16 protein-coding genes are annotated in these 21,032 nt (G+C 69.2%); 11 read left to right on the top strand and 5 right to left on the bottom strand.

Annotation, left to right across the window (positions count from 1 at the left end; genetic code table 11):
* From R4I43_RS28300 to R4I43_RS28260, 9 genes are all read left to right on the top strand, one after another.
* Positions 1-1,455: a hypothetical protein gene (locus R4I43_RS28300; RefSeq protein WP_324268754.1), complete on the top strand. Its 1,455-nt coding sequence runs from the start codon at positions 1-3 to the stop codon at positions 1,453-1,455.
* The gene (locus R4I43_RS28295; protein WP_324268753.1) at positions 1,452-2,963 is read left to right on the top strand and encodes an SCO6880 family protein; all 1,512 of its coding nucleotides are present in this window, start codon (positions 1,452-1,454) and stop codon (positions 2,961-2,963) included. The genes R4I43_RS28300 and R4I43_RS28295 overlap by 4 nt, the downstream gene beginning before the upstream one ends.
* Entirely contained in the window at positions 2,960-4,465 is a 1,506-nt protein-coding gene (locus R4I43_RS28290) for an ATP-binding protein (protein WP_324268752.1), read from the top strand. The genes R4I43_RS28295 and R4I43_RS28290 overlap by 4 nt, the downstream gene beginning before the upstream one ends.
* Positions 4,466-4,471: 6 nt before the next feature.
* Complete coding sequence (locus tag R4I43_RS28285; protein WP_324268751.1) at positions 4,472-5,602, top strand: C40 family peptidase; 1,131 nt, start codon at positions 4,472-4,474, stop codon at positions 5,600-5,602.
* The gene (locus tag R4I43_RS28280; protein ID WP_324268750.1) at positions 5,599-7,482 is read left to right on the top strand and encodes a type IV secretory system conjugative DNA transfer family protein; all 1,884 of its coding nucleotides are present in this window, start codon (positions 5,599-5,601) and stop codon (positions 7,480-7,482) included. Before R4I43_RS28285 ends, R4I43_RS28280 begins: the two co-directional genes overlap by 4 nt.
* A complete protein-coding gene (locus R4I43_RS28275; protein ID WP_324268749.1) occupies positions 7,479-8,153 on the top strand; it encodes a hypothetical protein in 675 nt (224 codons plus the stop codon). Before R4I43_RS28280 ends, R4I43_RS28275 begins: the two co-directional genes overlap by 4 nt.
* A 214-nt stretch (positions 8,154-8,367) precedes the next feature.
* Positions 8,368-8,829, top strand: a complete 462-nt coding sequence (locus R4I43_RS28270; RefSeq protein ID WP_324268748.1) for a thioesterase, FlK family — start codon at positions 8,368-8,370, stop codon at positions 8,827-8,829.
* A 47-nt stretch (positions 8,830-8,876) separates the two neighbouring features.
* Positions 8,877-9,572 carry a GGDEF domain-containing protein gene (locus tag R4I43_RS28265; RefSeq protein ID WP_324268747.1) on the top strand — a complete coding sequence of 232 codons (696 nt, stop codon included), beginning with the start codon at positions 8,877-8,879 and terminating at the stop codon, positions 9,570-9,572.
* Positions 9,569-9,940: a WhiB family transcriptional regulator gene (locus R4I43_RS28260; RefSeq protein ID WP_324268746.1), complete on the top strand. Its 372-nt coding sequence runs from the start codon at positions 9,569-9,571 to the stop codon at positions 9,938-9,940. Before R4I43_RS28265 ends, R4I43_RS28260 begins: the two co-directional genes overlap by 4 nt.
* Before the next feature lie 50 nt (positions 9,941-9,990).
* Here R4I43_RS28260 and R4I43_RS28255 read toward each other — a convergent pair whose 3' ends face one another.
* Positions 9,991-10,671 carry a hypothetical protein gene (locus R4I43_RS28255; RefSeq protein WP_324268745.1) on the bottom strand — a complete coding sequence of 227 codons (681 nt, stop codon included), beginning with the start codon at positions 10,669-10,671 and terminating at the stop codon, positions 9,991-9,993.
* A gap of 616 nt (positions 10,672-11,287) precedes the next feature.
* Positions 11,288-11,647, bottom strand: a complete 360-nt coding sequence (locus R4I43_RS28250; protein WP_324268744.1) for a hypothetical protein — start codon at positions 11,645-11,647, stop codon at positions 11,288-11,290.
* 448 nt (positions 11,648-12,095) lie between these two features.
* Between R4I43_RS28250 and R4I43_RS28245 the strand changes: the two genes are divergently transcribed.
* Positions 12,096-12,599 carry a hypothetical protein gene (locus tag R4I43_RS28245; RefSeq protein ID WP_324268743.1) on the top strand — a complete coding sequence of 168 codons (504 nt, stop codon included), beginning with the start codon at positions 12,096-12,098 and terminating at the stop codon, positions 12,597-12,599.
* A gap of 180 nt (positions 12,600-12,779) precedes the next feature.
* Positions 12,780-13,076: a hypothetical protein gene (locus R4I43_RS28240; protein WP_324268742.1), complete on the top strand. Its 297-nt coding sequence runs from the start codon at positions 12,780-12,782 to the stop codon at positions 13,074-13,076.
* A 103-nt stretch (positions 13,077-13,179) separates the two neighbouring features.
* Here the strand turns inward: R4I43_RS28240 and R4I43_RS28235 are convergent, their stop codons facing one another.
* From R4I43_RS28235 to R4I43_RS28225, 3 genes are all read right to left on the bottom strand, one after another.
* A complete protein-coding gene (locus R4I43_RS28235) occupies positions 13,180-13,728 on the bottom strand; it encodes a TSCPD domain-containing protein (RefSeq protein WP_324268741.1) in 549 nt (182 codons plus the stop codon).
* Positions 13,729-13,865: 137 nt separating this feature from the next.
* Positions 13,866-18,932, bottom strand: coding sequence for a MobF family relaxase (gene mobF / locus R4I43_RS28230; protein WP_324268740.1), 5,067 nt, complete (start codon positions 18,930-18,932; stop codon positions 13,866-13,868).
* Positions 18,933-19,285: 353 nt separating this feature from the next.
* Positions 19,286-20,338, bottom strand: a complete 1,053-nt coding sequence (locus R4I43_RS28225) for a hypothetical protein (protein ID WP_324268739.1) — start codon at positions 20,336-20,338, stop codon at positions 19,286-19,288.
* Between the last annotated feature and the right edge of the window lie 694 nt (positions 20,339-21,032).

Raw genomic sequence — 21,032 nt, 5'->3', positions numbered from 1 at the left:
ATGTGGCCCTTCGACGACATCGGTAGCGCGATCGGCGGCAAGCTCAAAGAGCTGGTCAGCTCGGCGTTTGAGACGGCGATGCAGGCGTTGTGGGACGCCAGCCTGTGGATCCTTCGGGAGGCGTTCCGGCTCGCCGACCAGTTCTCGGTGTTCACAGTGGACACACGCGAGGGCCCGATCTCCGTGCTCTGGCCCATGATGCTGTGGATCTCCGGCGTGCTGGCGCTCGGGCTGTTCTTCTGGCAGATGACCATGACCTCGCTCCGCGGCGGGCGCGGGTTCATGCGGCTGGTCGGCGGCCCGGTCCAGTACGGGATCGCCCTGGCGATCACCGTCGGCATGGTGGCGGGGTTCCTCACCGCGGCCGACGGACTCACCCACGGCATCCTCCAATACGGCCTTCAGTCGACCAACTTCCAGGACGCGCTCCAGCACACGACGTTCGCCGACGCCGCCCAGGACGGCGTCAAGGCGGTCGTGCTCGGGATCTGCGCGTTCATCGGGGTCATCCCGGCGGGCATCGGCTACGTGCTGGAGATGCTGTTCCGCGAGGTCGCGATCTACGTGCTCGTGGCCACGATCCCGATCACCGCCGCGGGGCTGCTGGCCAACGTCACCAAGGCGTGGTTCTGGAAGGCCATCCGCTGGATCTTGGCCTGCATCGCCATGAAGCCGGTGCTGGCGATGACGCTGGTGCTGGGCGTGGCCATCTCCGGCGGGTCGAAGGGCCTGTCCGGGCTTCTGGCCGGAGTCGGGGTCCTGATCATCTCCCTGCTGATCCCGTTTGTGCTGTTCCGGCTGTTCGCGTTCGTCGATCCGAACTCCGATGCCGGTTCGACGTTCCGCGACGCCCTCGCCGGTGTCGGGGTGTCTTCCTACGGCTCTGGCAACCCGGCGATTCAGGCCGCGAACGCCCTTGCCGGCGGCGGCTTCGGCGGCGGGGGCGGCGGCAGCGATGCGCAGGAGTCGGCCAACGCCGACCGCTTCGACTCGGCGATGTCCGACTACGCCGACGGCGAGATGGACAACCACGGCGTCGGCCACAGCTCCGGCGGTTCCAGCGGTGGCGGCGGTTCCGGTGGCGGCGGGGGCCAGAGCTCCGCCTCGCCGTCGGCAGCGGATCCCGGTGGCGACGGCGATGACGACGTCCTCGGCGGTGACGGCGGTGCGGCCTCGCCCGCTGCGGCCAATAGCGGCCGTGTGACCTCCTCCGACGGCATCGGCCCGCAAGGCGTCGGCGGCGACTACGGCGACGGCAGCAGCGGGGGTGGCAGCGCAGGTGGTGGCTACCCCGAACCGCCTCCTCCCGAGCCTCCCGACCACGGACATGACCCCGGCGGCTACGACGGCGGGGGCGGAAGTCCTCACGGCGGTGGGGGCGGCGGCCCCAAGAACAGCGGCGGAGGCGGCGGCGCGGCCTCCAGTGAAGCAGAAGCGGCGGTGATCCCAGTATGAGTACCAACAACGTGCGGATCTATCGCGGTCTGGCCCGACGCGAACACGCGGGCTGGATCATGGGACTGACCCCGTTGCAGGCACTGACCTGCATCGCGCTCGCAGTTCCGGTGCTGTGGACCGTCTCCGCAGGCAGGTTCTTTGAAGCCCTGATCCTGGCCACGATCTGCGGGTTCATCGCCTGCCTAGTGGTCGTGCCCGTGCGCGGGCGGCCGGCGTTCCGCTGGCTCGCGCACCTGGTGCTGCACCAGCTCGGCGTGCTGTTCGGCTGGTCGCGCTGGCAGTCCAAGGCCGCCTCGGGCCTGCCGGTCGATCCCGACGAGCCGGATCTGCCCGGTGTCCTGCAACGGGTCTCGTTCCCTGACGGTCCGGTGTTCAAGGACCGCGGCCGGATCGCGCTGATCCACGACACCGGCGACGGACGCTGGGGCGCGACCGCGCGCCTGACCCACACCGGCGTCGGGATGCTCAGCAACGAGCAGTGCGAACGGCTGGCCTCCCGGCTGGGCAACCTGCTGCTGAGCATCGGGCATCGCGACGTGATCGACCGGATGTCGCTGCTGGTGCGCACCGTGCCCGACGACGGCACCGAGTACAGCGTGTGGCGCTCGAAGCACGAGGTCGACCAGGCGCCGCCGCTGGCCCGTCAGGCCGCCGACGAGCTGGACCGCACCATCGGCGCCGTCTCGGTGCGCCACGAGATTTTCGTGACCATCTCCGGCACCGAGGACGCGCTGCGCAAGCCGGCGGCTGCCGCTGGCGGCGGGACCGAGGGCCGGGCGCGGGTGCTCTACCGGGTGCTCGACGGGCTCGAGGACCCGCTCAAGGCCCTCGGCGCCGACAGCGTCGAATGGCTCTCCGGCAGTGGACTGGCCGAGGCCATCCGCACCGGCTTCAACCCGGACAGCTCGGCGGTGTTGCGGGCCGGGCACCTCACCGGCGACGGCCAGCAGGGCCTGCCCAAGGCCGCAGCCGGGCCGACCGAGGCGCCCTCGCCGCCTCGGCGGCGCTATGACCACGACGCGTACTCCACCGTGAGCTACAGCGTGCTCATGCCCGAGGCGGGCACGGTGTTCGGCAGCCTCTCGCCGCTGCTGGCGGTCAAAACCGCAGGTGAACGCCGGTGCCTGGCAATTCATTACGAGGTCATGGACGCCCGTCGCGCCTCGCGGGCGGTGCAGAACTACAGGTTCCGGGCCGGTGTGCTGCGCGATTACAAGAGCTCGAAGGGGTTCTCGGCTTCCGCATCGGATGAGCGGGAGGCCAGCGGCGCCCGTGCGCAGGAAAAGGCGGTGGCCGCGGGCCATTCCATCGTGCGCTACGCCGCCGCCTCGGCGGTGACGGTGCCCGCGCACTGGAACGTCGAGGACCACGCCGCTCGCCTGGAAAACGACGCCGCCGGCCGGTTCCGGCTTCTGCGGCTCGATCTCGCTCAGGATTCCGCGTTCGTCGCCGCCTGCTTGCCGGTCGGCGTCGGGCTGCCGCGTGCACGGGGAGGTGTGCTGTGAAGACCCGCACGAACGAGCGCAGCGCCGCGCAGCTGCTGGCCGACTTCGGCGCTCCGCCACCGAGCAAACCGCGCACACCGAACCGGCCTACGGCGCAGAAGGAGCGAGTCAACCGGCCGATCGCCCCGCGTCGTGGCCTGGCCCGGCCGGGTCAGGGCTGGGCTCCGGTCGAGGCCCCGCTGGCGGTGTATGAGGCGGCCACCCACGAGATCGGCGGGCTGTTTCCGCTGCTGGCGTCCAACGGTGTGCCCGCTGTGGGAGCCCGCATCGGCTACGACACCGTCTCCGGCGGCGCATTCTACGCCCACCCCATCGAGTGGGTGCTGCGCGGGCTGGCGACCAACCCGAACATGGTGATCTTCGGTGAGCCCGGACGCGGCAAGAGCTCCACCGTCGTCGCGTTCCTGCTTCGCATGATGCTCTTCGGCGTCCGCACGCTGATCTCCGGAGACGTGAAAGGGGAGTACAGCCCCCTGTTGCGGGCGCTGGACATCAACCCGATCGCCCTAGGTCGCGGCAGTAGCGCCCGGCTCAACGCCCTGGACCTGGGGCCGCTGGCCAGCCGGTGGGATTCCTGGTCGGTCGACCGGCAGCGCGAGGAGCTGGACGGGGTGCTCGGCCGGTGGGTCAAGCTGCTGACCGCGCTCGCCGAAGCACAGGGCTACTCGCCGACGGTCACCGACGAGGCGGTGCTCTCGCAGGTGCTGCGGCGCCTGGTCGGCGCCGCCGACGGCTACACCCACCTGCGGCCGGTCACCATCCCCGACGTCCAGCGCGAACTCGCCGACCCCGCGCCAGAGCTGTGGGAGGACACCCGCTTCGCCGACCGGCGGCAGTTCCTCGACACGCTGCGCCCGATCACCGACGCGCTGGCCAACCTGGTCAGCGGCCCGCTGGCGGGGCTGTTCGACGCGCCGACGAACTTCGAGCTCGACTGGGCCGCGCCGATCCAGTCGATGGATCTGTCCCTGCTGCGCAGCCGCGGGGACCAGGCCGTGGCCGTAGCGCTGACCTGCCTGGGCTCCTGGTCGTCGATGATCACCGACCTCCAGGACGACGGGGAGATCCGCATCGTCGTGCGCGACGAGGTCTGGCGGCAGATGCGCCTCGGCCCCAAGGCCGTGCAGGCCGTCGACTCCGACCTGCGCCTGTCCCGCGCGGAGAAGAAGATCCAGATCCTCGTGGGCCACAAACCCTCGGACTTCCTGTCCGTGGGCAACGCCGGCTCCCAGGAAGTCGCGATCGCCAAGGACCTCCTGGCGCTGTGCTCCACACGGATCCTGTTCGGCCAGTCCACGCGGGTCGCCGACGAGCTGGCCGAGGACTTCGCCCTGTCCGGCAAGGAATCCGACGTCACCACGGGCTGGTGCATGGAGCGCACCGGCCGAGCGCTGTGGAAGATCGAGAACAACCCCGGCTACAAGGTCCAGTCGGTGCTCTCGCGCACCGAGAAGCACACCTTCGACACCAACGCCCAGCTTCGGGCCGGTGGGGACCGGTAGGCGGCCATGTCGGGGTCGAGCAAGGGCACCGTGTGGTCGATGGTCGCCGTCGCGCTGACGGCGCTCGTGATCATGCCTGCGGCGATGGGCGGGATCGCGGTCTTGGCGGTCTCCGGAAGCCTGGGTATCGCGTTCGGCGGCTGCCACGGCGACGGCGGCCCCGGCGGGGGCGGGCAGCAGGTCGGCGACCAGCAGTGGTCCGGCGAGCAGATGACCAACGCCCAAACCATCACCTCGGTGGTCCAGCAGCGCCACCTGCCCAAACCGGCCGCGGTGCTGGCGATTTCGACCGCGATCGTCGAGTCCCGGCTGATCAACGTTCACTACGGCGACCGCGACTCGCTGGGGCTGTTTCAGCAGCGCCCGTCGATGGGCTGGGGTTCGCCGGAGGACGTCACCAACCCCGTCTACGCCACCGGGAAGTTCCTCGACCACCTCGTGGAGCTCGAGGGCTGGCACACCATGCCGCCGGGCGTGGCCCAGCAGAAGGTGCAGGCATCGGCGTTCCCCGACCGCTACGCCCCGCAGGAACAGCCCGCCAGCCAGCTGATGGACAAGTTCTGGACCGGCCCGGACAACCCGGTCCCGCCCCCGAGCGGCGGGGATACGGCCCAGCAGGCATCGGCCAGCCAGTCCGCGCTGGGCTGCCCGGACCAGGGCGGATCGAACATCCCGCTTGATCCGGCCAAGCTCCCGCCGGGCTTCCAGCTGCCGAGTGGCCCGAAGCAGCGCGCGGCCGTGGAGTTCGCGCTGAGCAAGCTCGGCGCCCCGTACGTGTGGGGTGCTAAGGGCCCGGACGCCTTCGACTGCTCCGGGCTGATGCAGGCCGCGTGGGCCCGCGCCGGGGTCCCGATCTCGGCGGGCACCTACGGCCAGAAAGACGACGGCCGCGCCGTCGGATCACTCGCCGAGATCCAGCCCGGTGACCTGGTGTTCATCCCCGGCTCGCTCGGCTCCCCGGCCGATCCGCGGCACGTGGGCATGTACGCCGGCCACGGCGTGATCGTCAACGCCTACGACTCCTCGACCGGCGTGATCCTCGAACGCCTCGACGCGTGGGCCCCGCAGGTCGTGTCCATCCGGCGAATCGCCGAACTCACCACACCGCCACCACCGCACGGGAGTCCGCAGGCATGAGCAGCAACCACCGCATTTCACCCACCGCCGAGCGCGACCTCGCGCTGATGGGCGTGCTGGTCTCGGTGCTCGGCGCACTGCTGGCCCTGGCCGCCGGGCTCATGGCCGGCGCCGCAGCCGCCACCGTGCTCGCCGGTGGCCCTTGGCAGATGCCCGGCTTCGACACCTGGGTGTCCGGGGTGTTCGCTGTGCTCGGCAACCCCTCCGATCCGGCCGCGGGCCTCGGAGCACCGTGGGCCCCGGTGCTGGCCGGGCGGCCGGGCCTGTACTGGACGGTCACGCTGGCGATCATCACGACCGCGGTGGCTGTCCTGGCCACGGTGGCCGGGCTGGCCTGGCGCCGGTTCGGCCCGTCGCAACCCGGTCACGCCAGCCGGGAGGACATCCGCCGCGAGCTCTCCTTGGAGGCGGCGCGGCGCACCGCCGAGTGGACCCGGCCGAGCCTGAGCCCGCGCGAGCGGCGCCGCGCACCGCTGGAACAGGTCGCCGCACCACTGCACCGCGGCCCGAACCACCAGGTCATGTGCACACCACTGGAAAACCCCACCGGCGCCTTCGCACCCACCCAATCCGGCAAGTCGCGTAGGGACCTCGTGCACAAAGCGCTCGCCGCACCGGGCGCGCTGCTGTGCAGCACCACGAAACCCGACTTGGTCGAGTTCGCCGCGCTGGCCCGCACCCGCCGCCCCGAAGCCGGACCAGTGCTGGTCTTCGACACCACCGGCGACGTGCACTGGCCCGCCAAGGTGCGCTCCTCGCCGGTGACCGGGTGCCGGGACTTCAACACCGCCCGCCGCCGCGCCGAGACGCTTGTCGACGCCGCGGCCGTGGGATTGGAGAACGTTGGCGGGAACGACAAGGTGTTCCGCGAGCGAGCGAAGATGGTCATCCAGTGCTATCTGATGGCAGCCGCGCACGCCGGGCGCGGAGTCGCCGACCTCGTCCAGTGGGCGATCACCAAACCGCCAGATCAGGAGCCTGTCGAGCTGCTGCGCCAGCACGGCTTTCCGGAGCTGGCCGACAACCTGCGCTCCGAGATCGGCATGGTCGCCGAGACCTCCGACGCGGTGTGGCTCAGCGTCCGCCGGGTCATCGAGCCCTGGCTCGACCCGCACCTGCGCGAGCTGTGCTCCCCGAAGCCGGGGGAGGAGTTCGACGCCCGCAACTTCATCGGTCAGCAAGGCAGCTTGTTCCTGGTGGCTGCGGAACACCAGTCCGCTCAGGTACGCCCGGTGCTCACCGCATTGGTCGAGGACATCCTCACCACCGAGCAGGAAATGGCGTTGAGCTACCCCAACCGGCGCTTGGACCCGCCCGCGACCAACGATCTCGACGAGCTCTTCGACGCCACCCCGGTTCCGCGACTGCCCGAGATCCTGGCGGACTCAGCCGGTCGGGGTGTCCTCATCCACTGGGCCGTGCAGTCAATGGCGCACCTCGATGAGCTCTACGGCGAAAACGGGCGTCGCCAGCTCCTGGACAACACCACGACCTTGACGTTGTGGGGTGGGATCAAGGACTCCAAGACACTGGAGTGGATCTCCACGATCGCCGACCACCACGACCGACGCCGCTACCAGCAGCAATCCGACGGCCTGTTCGGCATCGGCCGCACCTCGGTCGGCACCGAGTCCGTGCCGACCTACCGACCCGGCGCGGTGCGCACGGTCGACCGCGGACGCGTCCTGGTCTTCCACCGCCACCTCAAGCCGATCTTGGCCCGCACCGTCGACGTCAAGCGCCGCCGCGACTGGCGCCAGCTCAAGACCGACGTCGACGCGGTGCGCAACGGCGAGGTCCCCGTGTCCCCGGATGGATACGCCCTGACCACCTCCGCGCAGCCCACCGCGCCCGCCTACCAGGAGGTGAAGCCGCTATGAGCGAGGACGACATCGCACCGAACCGCCGCCGTCGTGCACCCGCAACGGACGGGCACAGCGAGCACGATCCGGCCGATACCGAGGAGCTCGACAAGCAGCTCGGCGCGCTCACCGAGGTCGTCGGCGGGCTGGCCAAGAAGGTCAACTCGCTGCGCGAGCGCATCGACGCTCCCGAAAACGGCGACACCGGCGACGACGGGGACGAGCAGGACGACACCCACGATCGGCCCGCCTCGTGGGTGGTGTTCACCCCGCCGGCCGCGGCCGAGGACCGCCAGCACCGCAAGGACGGCCACAGTCCGAACTGGACACTGGACAACTTCGTGGCCTGGTACAACGCCACCTACGTCGGACTGGCCGGTGGTCCCGCCACGCCGATTCCCGAGTGCTGGCGCCAGCATCCCGGTCTGGCGATGGAGGTCGCCACGCTCGCCTACAGCTGGCGGCGGGCCAACGTCGGCGCCACCGCCAACGTGCGCGACGCCCAGTACTGGCATCACACCTGGCGGCCCGGTTTCGCCGCCCGGCTCACCGAGTGGACCCACGCGCACTGCCTGGACGGACGACACCGCCCCGCCGGGGCCAACGCCCGCCCTGACCGCTTCACCCAAGCCACATCCGGCCACACCAGCACTGAAGAAGTGCACGTCAGAAAGGAAGTCCCGTCATGACCGCCACCGCTCCGCGCCACTCCAGTCCTCGGCCAGCACCAGGACCACGCTGCCCGGAATGTCAGGTACCGACCCGCTGGCTGCCGCACCCGCTGCTGCGGTGGTTCTGCCCCGAGTGCGAGGTGTCCTGGCGCAATCCCTGCCAACCAGGACTGCGTGAAAACCCCAGCGCCACCGCCAATCCGTTCGCACCAGCACTCGTGGAGATCCCGTCATGACCGACTACGACACGCACTCCTACACAGCTCGCCGCGCCATCCACGCCGCCGAAACGACGCCCCTGCACACCGCACACCGCGTCATCGGCGTTGAGCACACCGTCCCGGAGATCCTGCCCGGCAGCCTGCTCGCCAGCCGCGGAGAACAGGTGTGGGCCACCGGATCACTGATCGCGATGTTGGAGGACGCGACCTGGGAAGTCATCGCTCCGCACGTGCCCGACGAACGCGCGCTGGTCGGCTGCGGCGGCGTCTACGAGCACACCGCACCGACCCTGCCAGGCCAGCAGGTGCGCATCGAGGTCTACCGCACCTATGTGCCCGAGGGCGGAGGAAAACAGCTGTGGACCGTACGTGCGGTCAACGTCGATACCGGCCAGCAGGCCGGCGTCCTGCACCACGAGGTGGCCACGCCCAACCGCGCGCGGTTCTACCGACGGCTTCGCGCGCGGATGTGAGGAACAACAGCACGTGACCAGCACAACGACGCACAGGGAGCACCACCATGATCTTCCTCGAATGGCGCCCCGCTGCACCGCTTTCGTCCCGCTCGACGACCGCCCTCGGCGCGGCCGCCGCCACCGCCGCAGCCGGGTGGATGCTCACCGCCACCCGGCTGCACGCCCGCACGCGCCAGCTACACCGCGCCCACCATGACCCCGTCACCGGCCTGCTCACCCGAGCGGCCTTCGAACCGGCCGCCCAAGCGGCGCTGCGCCACCGCGACTGCACGGTCGGCCTGGTCGACCTCGACGGATTCAAGGCCGTCAACGACACCCACGGCCACAAGGCCGGCGACGAGGTCCTGCGAGCCGTGGCCACCCGGCTGAAAACCCAGCTCGGCCACCTGGCCGTCGTCGGCCGGATCGGCGGGGACGAGCTGGCCTTCGTCACCCGCGGACTCCGCCCCGGCGAACTCGACATGCTGGTCTCCGCGCTGACCACACCGATCCCGACCAATGCGGGCCTGCTCCAGGTCGGGGTCTCGCTCGGCATCAGCACCCTCGACCGCCAGGCCACGCTCTCAGACGCACTGGTCGCCGCCGACCTGGCCATGTACGAAGCCAAATCCACCCGGCAGAGCGGCGGATGGCGTGTGTGCTCGCCGCGCTCCCACGCGGCCGCCTTACCCGCACTGTGCCCCGCGCCCCGCCAAGAAGCCGCAGTCGGGCCCGCGACACAGGAGGTGAACCAGCGATGAGCGCACACTGGGAAGACAACGCCGCCTGCCACGGCACGATGCTCGATCTGTGGTTCGGCCCTGAGGACTACAAGGAACCGGTGGACCAGACCCGCTGGCGGCAACGGCGCGCGACCGAGTTCTGCGCGAAATGCCCGGTATGGACTGAGTGCCTGTCCGCCGAGCTGGTGCGGCCGCTATCCGAGCAACACGGAATCCGCGGCGGGCTCACCCCACGCGCGCGGGAGCGGCTGCTGGCACGGTGGCGCGACGCCGGGCTCGTGCCCAAGCACCGCCCGCCGGACGACATCGATCGTGTGCGCACGCTGCTCAACCAGTCAGGCGAGTCAGACCTGCTGCCCGCCACGCACTCCTGCTCCAGCAACTAGTGAGATAGTGGCGTCGGTGGGGTGGGCATGCGATCGCCCGTACAGGATCGTCAAGGGAGCACGATGCCGACCTGGTTGCTCATCATCATCGACGTCGCGGCCGTCGGTTTCGCCGTGTTCCTGGCCTTCAAGCTGCCGCACGACCCGTGGCGGATCACCCCGTCGCTGGTGGTGACGTGTCTGCTCACAATTCTTCTGGGGCCACCATTGATCCGCGGGCGTTTCGGAAGGATCTCGTCGAGATTCCTCTCGTCGTAGCCCGGCCAGGGCTGCTGCTCGCACAGCTTGTCGATGCGCCCGATGACCGTCGCACGCGCCTGGTGACGCGTTTCGTAGCCGCGGACCAGTCGCAGTTCGAACTGGGACAACTCCGGCAGCTTCTGGACGATCTCGTCGGCCGTAAGTGTGTCGTAGTCTGAGATCGGCAGGTCGTCCTCGCTGGTGAACGCCCCGATGAGTGCCCCCTCGGCCTCGGCAGCCCCCGGGATGCGGAAAGCGGCCTGGTTGAGCTCGCGAGCCCCGGCCTCAAGCCCCTGCTGGGCTCCGTTCACGATGGCCTGCCCGCGTTCGGTGAGCTCGTCGACGGCGCTGTTGAGCTGGTGTATCACCTGGTTGCGTTCCCGCCACGCATCCCCGACCCAGTCGGGTGCACCCCGTAGCCCCTGCACCACCCACGCTGTCGCGCCCACCGTGGCATACAGCGACCGTTGAGTTTCCTGAACCAGGCCCATCGCGCCTCCTCTAACCCTCGTCGTGCACGCACCGGTGCCAAACGTCTTCCGGCTAGGGGTTCCCGGACGACGACACGCCAACGCCTCCTGCGAGCACACCGACCTGACGGGGTTGGAAGAGGTGCTCCGCAACGCTGGCCGCTATCCGCGGTTGCCTGACTGGCTGGTCGCAGTGTCGGAAACGGCGTGAACCGGGGCCCGGGAGCTCATCACAAAGGAGGCGGAGCATAGGTCTCCCGAGGGCTCCGGCTGTCGCGCCAGGTACGCCCTTCCGAACCTGGCCGGGACCCACCGATCCCATGCCCCACACCGCAACCGTACCCACCACACGGACGGGGTCCACGGAGACAACGGCCCTGGTGCGAAGCCGAAGGCTAGGGCCTCTGCCCGTGCATGGGATCCCTTGGGGTGATCTGTGCGGTGTTGCTCAGGGCGGCGCCGACCGCCAGGCAGCCGTGCTCGGCGACGAGCATGTCGAACCGCATCGAGGTCAGCACCGGATTCCGTCCGGGCGGACCGTCGGCGGCGTGTCGGACCTAGGCCACGAGATCGTCCCAGGAATCGTCAGGCATGGTCTTACCGTCCCGGCTCGGTGCTCTCGGTTCCGTAGCGAGGCTTAGCGGTAGCGAACTTTCCCGAACGCGGCGACCTGGATCACCTGGTCGGCTATTTCGGGCTTGAAGTGCACGGATTCGGGGCCGTGGACCACCAGTGTTCGGCACTGGTGCGCCACGGTGTCGTGGTCGCGGCCGGTGCCGTCTGCGGCGGCGAGTGTGCGCACGGCCCGCATCAGGTCGGCGTGGGTGATCACGTGCTGAGAGATCGCGGTGCCCGAGGCCCGGAAGTCGCATTCGGAAAACACCAGCGTCCAGGAGTCGGCGTCGATGTTGTCGGCCGGGTGCTCCTCGATGCGGTACCACGGCAAGCCCAGTGCGCCGGAGCCAATGAACTTTTCGTATGTGTCGAAAGCGGTCACGGTCATGGTGTCTCTTCGGTCGTGGTGGACATGGCGATGGGCGGTGCTCGTGTCGAAACCCGCCTCGTAGGGCCGGGCTATGGAGTGCTCATGCGGTGTCGGACCCAGGCGCGGGCGGCGTCGATCAGCCTCGCATGGTGCGGGCCGGGATGGGTGTGGTGCCGGTAGTGCCGGATGCCCAGCAGAATGACCGCACACCCGGTGACCGCGTCCGGCCTGGCTTCCTGCCAGATCCGCAGATCGGCCGCCCACTGTTCGGCTTGCTCGGGAGTGTGGCCGGCGCGATGAGTTCGATGATCAGGATGGCCACGTCCACGAAGGGCGCGGCCCGCCGGGACCGTGCCCAGCCGACGAGACGCACGGTGGTCTCGCCGACCAGGATGTTGTGCGGGTGCAGGCTGGTGTGGCACAGCGCGGTTCCCTCGATGAACGAACATGCCAACGGCTCGTGATCATGAACGGAGATCTTCTGGTCATGACCGGCTATGCACAAGGAGTAGTGGCCAAACCGGTTGCCTCGCGCTACATGCCGGGATCACGTAGCGGGTGGCTCAAGATCCGCCAACTGGTGACCACCGAGGTGGTGGTGCTCGGCGTCGTCGGTGCCGCGTCCCTCGTGCTTGGCCACCCGTCTGCACGTGGAGGTTGGCGGGCCAGCGGGGTATCCCAGCCGGTCTCGGCTCGACTGCGCGCCGAGCTGGCCGCCCGGCTGCGTCCCGATGACGAGGCCCCTATGCCGGCACGACTGCCGGGTGTGGTCGCCGGACTCCCTGGTGGTGAGCCAGTTGTGTATCTCCCGGTGCATCCGGACGTCGTGGTCGAGGTGGTCGCAGATACCGCGGTTGAGTACGGGCGCTGGCGCCACCGGCCGACCATTGTCCGTATCCGGGACGACATCACCCCAGATGACCTGCGTTTTCGGATTCCGGGGCCAGGCGTCGGGTTGCAATGAATGCAACATTGAGTCTCTGGGGATCACTGCCAGGCGCACCGAACCCCGGGGTGGTGGTTGGCGGGCACAAGTTCCCTAGTTCTTCCGCACGGAATGATGTGGACTTGGACTAGTCCATGAAGCCCTGACCTGCAGCGACAACCCGCTGCTGAAACCTAACTCGCCAACACGGGAGTGATCATGTTCGGAGCCAAGAAGGACCCACGCGTCGCGGAGGAGAAGTTGGGGCCGGTGGAGCTGGCGCAAGCCGCACGGGAGCGCGGCGACGTCCTGCTGCAGGTGCAGATGACCGAGTGGGCGGAGATAGCGCCGATTCACAGGGAAATGAAGGTCAGCAACGGCGCCGAGTTCGGCCCGATCCTGTCGGAGATCGAGAAGATCGGCTGGCGACTGGAACACGTGTCGACGACGTCCATGCCCACCAGGAGCTTTGGCTCGCTGGTGACCGTCTACGTCTTCCACAACACCGAGCACTGAGCAACCCTGCCTCGCTCCCATTCGTGAGCTGCCTTGACCACATCTCTGCGGTGAATACGGCAGCTTCGGAATACGTGCACTACGCCAGCTATCCGGGACGACCTCACCCCAGATGACCTGCGATCTCGTGGTTAAGAGCCGCGTCGGTGGTGAGCACGCCAAGCGCCACGTACCGGTGGCGAGGCAGGAACTCCAGGGCTAGGAACCTTGCCAGGTAGTCGATCGGGCTGGTCACGAATTGGATGTCGCTGTCGTCGGTCCATCCCTGCGGCTCGAACCGGGTGTTCACGAATCGGGCCACGACTTCCTCGAGCGGCATCCCGTAATGCAGCGCCTCGGTGAGCAGCTCGCCAAACGCCTCCAACATCCCGTGTCCGAAGCTCCCGTGCTTGGAGTGTGCGATGTGGACATCCACAGGTCGGCCCTCGGCATCGGCGGAGACGAACACCGTGAAGTCCGTACCGCCGATCGAGACGTCCGTGGTCATGCCCGGCCGCGTCCGGGGGAGACGCTGCCGTACGACAGCGGGGGTGACGCTCATCGGGCGGGCGGGGTTGGCGACGACCACAACAAGCTCCTCAAGCACAATCGATAGATGCAGGACCGGATATTGACCGCTAGATGTGGTGATCGTATCGACGGGTGCCGACATTTTCGGACAGTGGCGCGTCACCCGTTTCGGTCGGAAGCCACCAGCGTCTCGAGGAGCTGGTCGCGCCCCCAGCCGAGTGAAGAACCCCGGAAACCGCTGGGTTTCCGGGGTTCTCTGGTTTCCAGGGTGGTTCGAGGTCAGAAGCCCATACCGGAGCCGGAGTGGAACCCGCTGCCCTGGTCGAGCTCGTCGTCATCGTCGTAGCCGTAGCGCTCGTAGGAGCCCTCGCTCTCGCGGCGGGCCTCGTCCTCGTCGCGGTAGTCCTCGCGGGTTTCCAGGACCTGGTCGCGTAGGGCTTCGATTCGTTCGGTGGTGTCGTCGCGTTGGAAGTTCTCGTTTGGGCTGGTCATGGTCTGCCTCCACTTGTCGGTGATCGTCCGCCAGGCGTCGGCCTTGGCGGTTTGGCCGCCGGGTTCGGGCCCCAGCGGCACGTCCGGGTTGTTCGTGCGGATGCCGTAGGTCTCGCGGTAGGCGGCGGCGAGACCGGCGACGTCGTCCCAGTGCTCGGCGGCGGTTGCCTCTTGCGGCCGCGGGCCGAGACGCGCGGCCCAGTCCGGGGGGTCGTGGGCGACGTGGTCGCGTAGCTCGTCGACCCGTGTTGCCACGGCGGTGGTGATCTGGTCGAGGTGGTCGGCGAGCTCGGGGGAGGTGTCTCGCACCGTGCGGTGCGGGGCGGTGAGCCAGGGCAGCACGGGCTGTTCGCCGGCGCCTTGGTCGCGTTGGTGGGTGAGGTGGTCGACGACGATCTGGGCGGCGTAGCGGTAAGCTTCTGTCGGGTCGGTGGGCCACTCGGCGAGCTGTCGTGCGGCGTCGGCCACGGCTGCGTCGGTGTCCAGGCCCTCGGCGGCGCCGGCGGCGGCGTGCCGCCACACCAGCGCCCAGTCGTCGGTGATGTCCTCGTGCGGCATGACTGCGGTGGTGATCATGTGCCACCGGGCGATCTGGTCTGCGCTGGGTTCGGCGACGCGGGCGGGTGGCTCGTGGTCGGCGATGTGGGACTCGATGCGCCATCGCAGCACCGCGGCCGGGTCGTTGCTGTGCTCGCGGCCGCTGCTGTCAGCGGCGCGCGCGACGAGCCGGTCGGACTGCCAGCCCAGCCTTTCGGCACGGCGCAGCGTGTCCAGCAGCTGGGGCTCGGCGGGCTGACCGAGTGTGTGGGGGGCGTGCTCGGCCAGGGCCTGGTGCGCGACCTGGTTGAGCAGTTCGCGGCTGGTGTTGTGGTGGCGCTCAGCCAGCAGCGACAGCGGTTCCTCGGTCCGCTCGCTGACGGTGTCGGTGAAGGTCTCCAGCAGATCGTCGACGTCGATGCTCTCGCGTAGCCGCTCCAGCTCGTCGTGGCTCGTGCCCGTGGCCTGGTCGGTGCTGGCGGTGTCGGTGGGAGGGTCCCACTGGTCGATGAGGTCGTGCCAGGCGCGGGCACGCAGGCCCTGGCTGTCGGGCTGTTCACCCAGTGGGTGAGCCGGGTCGTTGCTGGTGATGCCGTAGGTGTCGCGGTAGGCGGCGGCCAGACCGGCCACGGTGTCCCAGCGTTCGGCCAGTGCGGGATCCTCGGGGCGTGGCCCCAATCCGGCTGTCCAGTGTGGCTGCTCTGCGGTGACCTGGGTGCGTAGTTCGGTGTGGCGATCGTGGATGGCGCCGTTGAGGCGCTGGAGGTAGTCGCGCAACTTGTCGCTGAGGATGGTGTGGTCGGGGCGGGCCATCCACGGCAGCGCGGGCGACCAGCCAGCACCGCGTTCGCGCTGCTCGGCCAGCGCGTCGGAGACCGCTCCGGCGGTGTAGCGGTGGGCGTCCATCGGGTCGGCTGCGGGCCGATCGGCGAGCCGGGTGGCGGCGATGGTGACCGCGGCATCGGCGTCCAGGCCCTCAGCATGAGCTGGTGCCGCCAACCTCCAGACCTGCGTCCAGGCCGGTTCTTCGACGTCGGCGGTGGCGTCGTGGCGTTCGACGATTCCGCGCCAGTGGTTGATCTGGTTCATCGTGGGCGCGGCGGTGCGCGGTGGTGGTTGTTCGTGCAGCAGGTGCTGCTCGATGCGCCATTGCAGCACCGCAGCGGGATCGTCGGCGTCGGCCAGCGCGCCTTGGGCCAGGGCGGCGGGTACCAGGTGCTCGGCCTGCCAGCCGAGGTCGTCGGCGTTGCGCACGGTCTGGCGAAGCGCCCCGGTGGCGGGCTGTTCCAGCAGGTGGGGCACGTGCTCGGTCAGCACCGCCTCGATGCGCTCTTCGGAGCCGAGGTGCGCGACGTAGTCGTGGTGGCCGACCAGGGTGCGCAGCGACTCGGCCTTGTCCAGGGACGCGCGCAGTTCCTCGGTCGCCGAGGTCTCGGCCGAGGACCGTTCGAGTGCGGCTTCCAGGACGCCCCGCCCGGTGCGTTCCAGCGGGGTTTCCTGGTGGCTGTCGATGGTGTGCTGGACGGTTTCGACGTAGACCTGGTTGTCGTGCTCGGCGCGGGTCATCTGGGTGTAGAGCTGTTCGCGGGACAGTCCTTGCGGCACGACGCTGTGCGACGAGCCGCCCTTGACCGACATGCCCTGCGAGCGGTTCACCGTCGCCGCGTAGGCCAGCTCGACGTGCTCGGCGACGTAGTGAGACGGCAGCGTCACGGTGCCGCTGCTGCCCTGGTGACGCAGCTTGAGCTCCCCGTGCCGGCCGACGCCCTGTACCTGCCAGGTGTCGCCGTTCTTGACGAAGTCCTTGCCGCCGAACAGTGTCTTCAGTCGGTCGTTGTGGCGGGTGACGACCAAATCTCCTTTGCTAGCGGCGGTGCCGTCGTGCAGCTGGACAGCTCGGCCGTTGTCGACGTCGCCGCGGTGCAGCCGTAGTTCGCGGGCCTGGAGGTTGAGGGCGACGACGTCGTCGTTGGCGGGCACGATCAGCAGGCTCGGGCGACCGGAATCGAGGTCGGTGCGCCAGGCATGGTGCGCGGCGTCGCGCATCGTCTCCCGGCTTCCCTCGTGCACCCAGCCCTTGGCGAAGTAGTAGTCGAGCCCCGAAGGGTCGGCGGCGTGCAGCTTCAGTGACGCCTCGGCCTGCTGCGGATCGGCGAATCGCACGACCTCTTCGAGCCGCAGCGCGCCGTTGCGGTGGGCGAACCAGCGCACCGCACCGCCTGCTTCGACGGCGGCCAGCTGCTTGTCGTCGCCGACCATCCGCACGTCCGCGCCTCGGTTGAGGGCGTAGCGCACGACATCGTGCAGCGTGTGAGTGCCGGCCATCGCGGCTTCGTCGATGATGAGCACATCGCCGCGAGTGAAGGGAAACGCGCGCTCGGCGTTGCCCTTCTGCATCGCCGTGGTGACCTGGTGCAGCGTGTGCGGGCGGGCGTTGATCGAGGAACCGAGCTCCTGGGCCGCGCGAGCGCTCGGGCCGAACGCGTAGACCTCGCCGGCGTCGGCGCGCCAGGCATCGGCGAAGACCCGCATCGCGGTGGTCTTGCCCGCCCCGGCTGGTGCATAGAGCAGCTGCACCCGCCGCCCGGACGTCGCGAATCCGGCCACCGCACGCTTCTGACCAGCGTTGAGTTTCGCGCCGCCGACGGCTCGCCGGACCGTGGCGTCGCTGATGCGCACGCCATCACGGCGACGCCCCCAAGTGGCCAGGGCGGACTCTTCACGCAGCGTCCGGTGGGTGGTGAACCGCTGGGCGTTGTGCTCGACGAACACGCTCTCGCCGCTGGCGCGGCGCAGCTCCGAGGTCTCCTCGACCACGGAGGGGGCCTGAAGCTCGACCGTGTCGGCGTTGCGAATGACTGCCTCGACGACCTGGCTCACGAGCTGATCGCGGGTGCCGTCGGGCACCCGTAGGTGCGCGGACTGGCGGTGCGCTTCTGCTTCGAGGTTCCAGGCGTTGAAGTGGCTGTAGTGGTCGGAGACGGTCGCCAGCGTGCGGGCGGCGAGTTCGTCGACATCGACGTCGACGAGGTGTTCCGGTGTGCCGCCGAAGAGCCGTTGGCCCAGGCCGCCCAGCACCGACTCGTCGATCATCTCGACGGCTTGAGAGCGCCAGCGCCGCAGGTGCTCGGACAACGAGCGCGGGGCCTGCTTGGCCTCGCGTGTGCCGTACTGCGCCCGGCGGCCGATCTCCAGCACTTCCTTCGGGCCGGGCTCGCGGCCGTGGGTCCGGCGGAATTCCACGATCGCGCGGGCGCGCTCCTGCTCAACTGTTGAGGCGCGTTGAGAGAAGCCGGTCAGCAGTTCGGCGGGCACGCCGTCGAGTTCCCAGACCGGGCGCTTGAGATCGAAGCCGCCGCTGGGCTTCTCGCTCCAGCGAGCTCCCTGCTCTCGGAAGAGGTCCCGCAGCCTGCTGTTGTAGTACTCCGACGTGGTCACCGCGGCGGCGAGCACACTGCGGCCGTCCAAGCTCGTCCAGCGGTCATCGGGACCCTGCACCTTGGCGCTGATCGGCACGTGGGTGTGCAGGTGCGGATCGCCCGAGCGCGAGTCCCAGTGCTCGAAGATGGCCGCTGTGATGCCTTTGACGTCGTGCTGGGCGTAGCCGCCGGCGCCTTTGCGAGTGAAGGCAACGTTGTCCTCGAAGTACTGCAACGTGTCCCGCACCGCCTGGCGGTGCAGCCCAACGATCTGCTCGCGGGTGGCCTCATCGGACAGCGCCCACGCCACCGAAACCGACTTCGGCGGGGCGAAGACGAGCTCGTAACCGCTGGTGGCCGACTTCAGGTCCCGCTTCTGCTCGGCCAACCACTTCTTCAACTCGGCGTCGCTGGGCGGTGTGCCGCCGTGGTGTTCGGCGTACGCCTGGGCCTGCACCTCCCGGCGGATCGCCGCGCGGGTGGCCTCATCGATCGGCGCACCGATCGGCCGGTCGTGCTCCAGGTTGTACGCCTTGTAGGCATCGACGACCTTGCTGCGCAGACCGTCGACACCGCCGTGCTGGCGGAACCGGTAACCGAGTTTCGTCGCGGCCAGCGCCGCCTCCGGCGAGGCACCGGCGGTGATCTTCTCCGCTTCGATGCGGTCGGCGTCCGGGTGTCTGCCCTCGCCATAGAGGGCGTTCATCTGCGCAGCGGTGACCTCACCGTCCATACCCAGCGCGGCCGCCCCGCGCCCGAACCACTGCCCCGGCGGGTAGCCGTGCGCGGTGTAGTAATCCGACAGCGCCTCGCCCGGTTCAAGCTCGCGATCACCGCATGCCACCGACCCGGTCAGGTACTCATGGCCGCCAGGGCTGATTTTGCGAACACCGATCAAGGCGCCCCCTTCATCAGCGGTCTCCTGCCCCGGTCGATGCACTCACGCTAAGCAGGCCGGGGCGGTCGCCCGTCGCAGACTCAATCGATACAGATCCGGGGAGCATTCAGAATGCAAGAGGTGCTGTGTGCCAGGCGAGGTGGCCGGCTAACCGGCGCCGGCGGCGTCGTGAGGTGAGATGCCGGCTGGAAGGCGACCGGCGGTGACGGCGCGAACCGGCGGCAACGGGCGTGCGAGAACGGCTGGTGCGGTGGAGGCGCGGGCGTCGCAGACACAACTCAGGGGAGCGTAGGCATGAAAAGACCCCCGGTCACGTGGGAACCGGGGGGTCGTGAATCGGGTGGGTGCGGATGCTACGCGGCGATGAGCTCCGGCTCGGGTGCGGATTCCACGGCGGCCGGGGTGATCATCTTTTCGGGCGCGGTGTCGTCGAGGGTGCGGCAGCTGGCGCACTGCCCATCGTCGGCGGGCTGCTGGCGCAGATCACGCGGCCCGCGCGCGGCGGCACAGGTCGCACACGCCGCGAACTCCGGAACGCTGACCGGCTCGGCCGGGAGCTCGGGGACGTTGGCCTTCACCCACGCGGCGACCGTGGCCCGGTCTGCGTCGCTGCTGCAGCGGGTCCATTCGCGGCGGAGGTGGTCCAGCGCGGCCGGGTAGTTCTGCCAGATGTAGGCACACAGTGCCTCGATCATCTGCGCAGGGTTGGCGTCCTCGGGTGCCTCGATGCCGGGCCGTCCGGCCTCGCGGCACTCCTGGCACAACCCGTCGCGCTGCTGGCGGTCGGCGCGACTGGGTTCGACGTGGCACCCCAGCGCCACGCACGGACGCCCATTACCGCTGACAGCGGTTCGGCGCGGGTCGCGGCGTTCCCGGTCACGCATTACGGGGTTCACGGCGAGCTGCTCGTAGTCGACGGCGTAGCCGTCGGGCCGGGCGCCGGTGCGGTGCGGCTCGTGGTCGGTGGCGGGGTTGGCGGTGGCGTAAGCGAGGTGCGCGGTGAGGGATTGGGCGGCCTGTTGCTGCTGGCGACGGTCGCGGCGGCGCTTCGCGTCGTTGTCGGTGCTGACCGGCTCGGCGGTGCGTCGGGTGGCGCGGGCGCGCTCGATGGCGTGGCGATCCCAGCGCGGGGAGCCCTGCTCGGATTCGCTTCCGGGTGAGTGGGCGGCCTGGTAGTCGGGGCGGGGCACGCAGGCTTCGATGACGGCGCGGATGCGCGGGTCGGTGGCACGCTGCCAGGCGGCGCGCAGGTGTGCGGTGGCGGTACGTGGGTAGCAGGTGAGGATGCGCCCGCACTCCAGGAGGGCGGCGGTTTCGACCTCGTCGGCGCTGGCCAGCGTCACGTCCCACTGCTCACGGGCGGCGCGCAGGTCCCCAGAGCGCAGCAACGCGGCCACAGAAGACACGGATTCGGAAATCGTCACAGAATACGACATGGAAAACCTCTATTGACGGTTGTGGTGAATGCAATCCGGGATTGGCGGTTCCCGGGTGATGCACTGCCATTCTATCCAAAATGGGGTGATAAGTGCAGTCCGAAGGTGATTCTTCCAATAGTGCTTTCGGGTGATATGGCATTTATTGTCGAAACTAGAAAGAAGGCCCTGAGCTGCGCTAATTACTGATCGATCTTGCTCGCGTGAAGCTGGTTGGTTTTCGCCGTCGTTTCGATAGAGGCCATCACTCCGTTTGGGGTCGCCGGGTCAAGGGTGGGGTCCCCGGGATGGGTGCGCAATTCTTCGGAGCTTGCGGAGAATAATTGTGTGCGCATTTCGGGGTGCCCTTGACGCGGTGGGTCCAAACGCCGAGACAATCCGGCCGTCGAAACGCCGGGAAAACCAACCAGCTGCCCCCGGAAGTCGGAAGACCGAAGGCGCGGCATCGCAGCCTGACCGCTCGTCCAGGGGTTGGCCGGGCACGACCGCGTTTCCGTCAACCGGCTCGGCCGACGGTCCCGGGTGGCTACACTGATCACGCGTCCGGCGGGATGGGCTTTTGACGGGCCTTGGTGCTCGCTGGGCGGTTGTCGGGTGTGGTCTTGGCGGAGCCACCACTGTGTGGTGGTTAGCCCCTTGGGCTAACGCACTCGGCGCGCGGGGG

It is taken from the genome of Saccharopolyspora mangrovi, assembly GCF_035320975.1.
Classification (GTDB): Bacteria; Actinomycetota; Actinomycetes; order Mycobacteriales; family Pseudonocardiaceae; genus Saccharopolyspora; species Saccharopolyspora mangrovi.
This window is presented reverse-complemented; position numbering and strand designations above follow the sequence as displayed.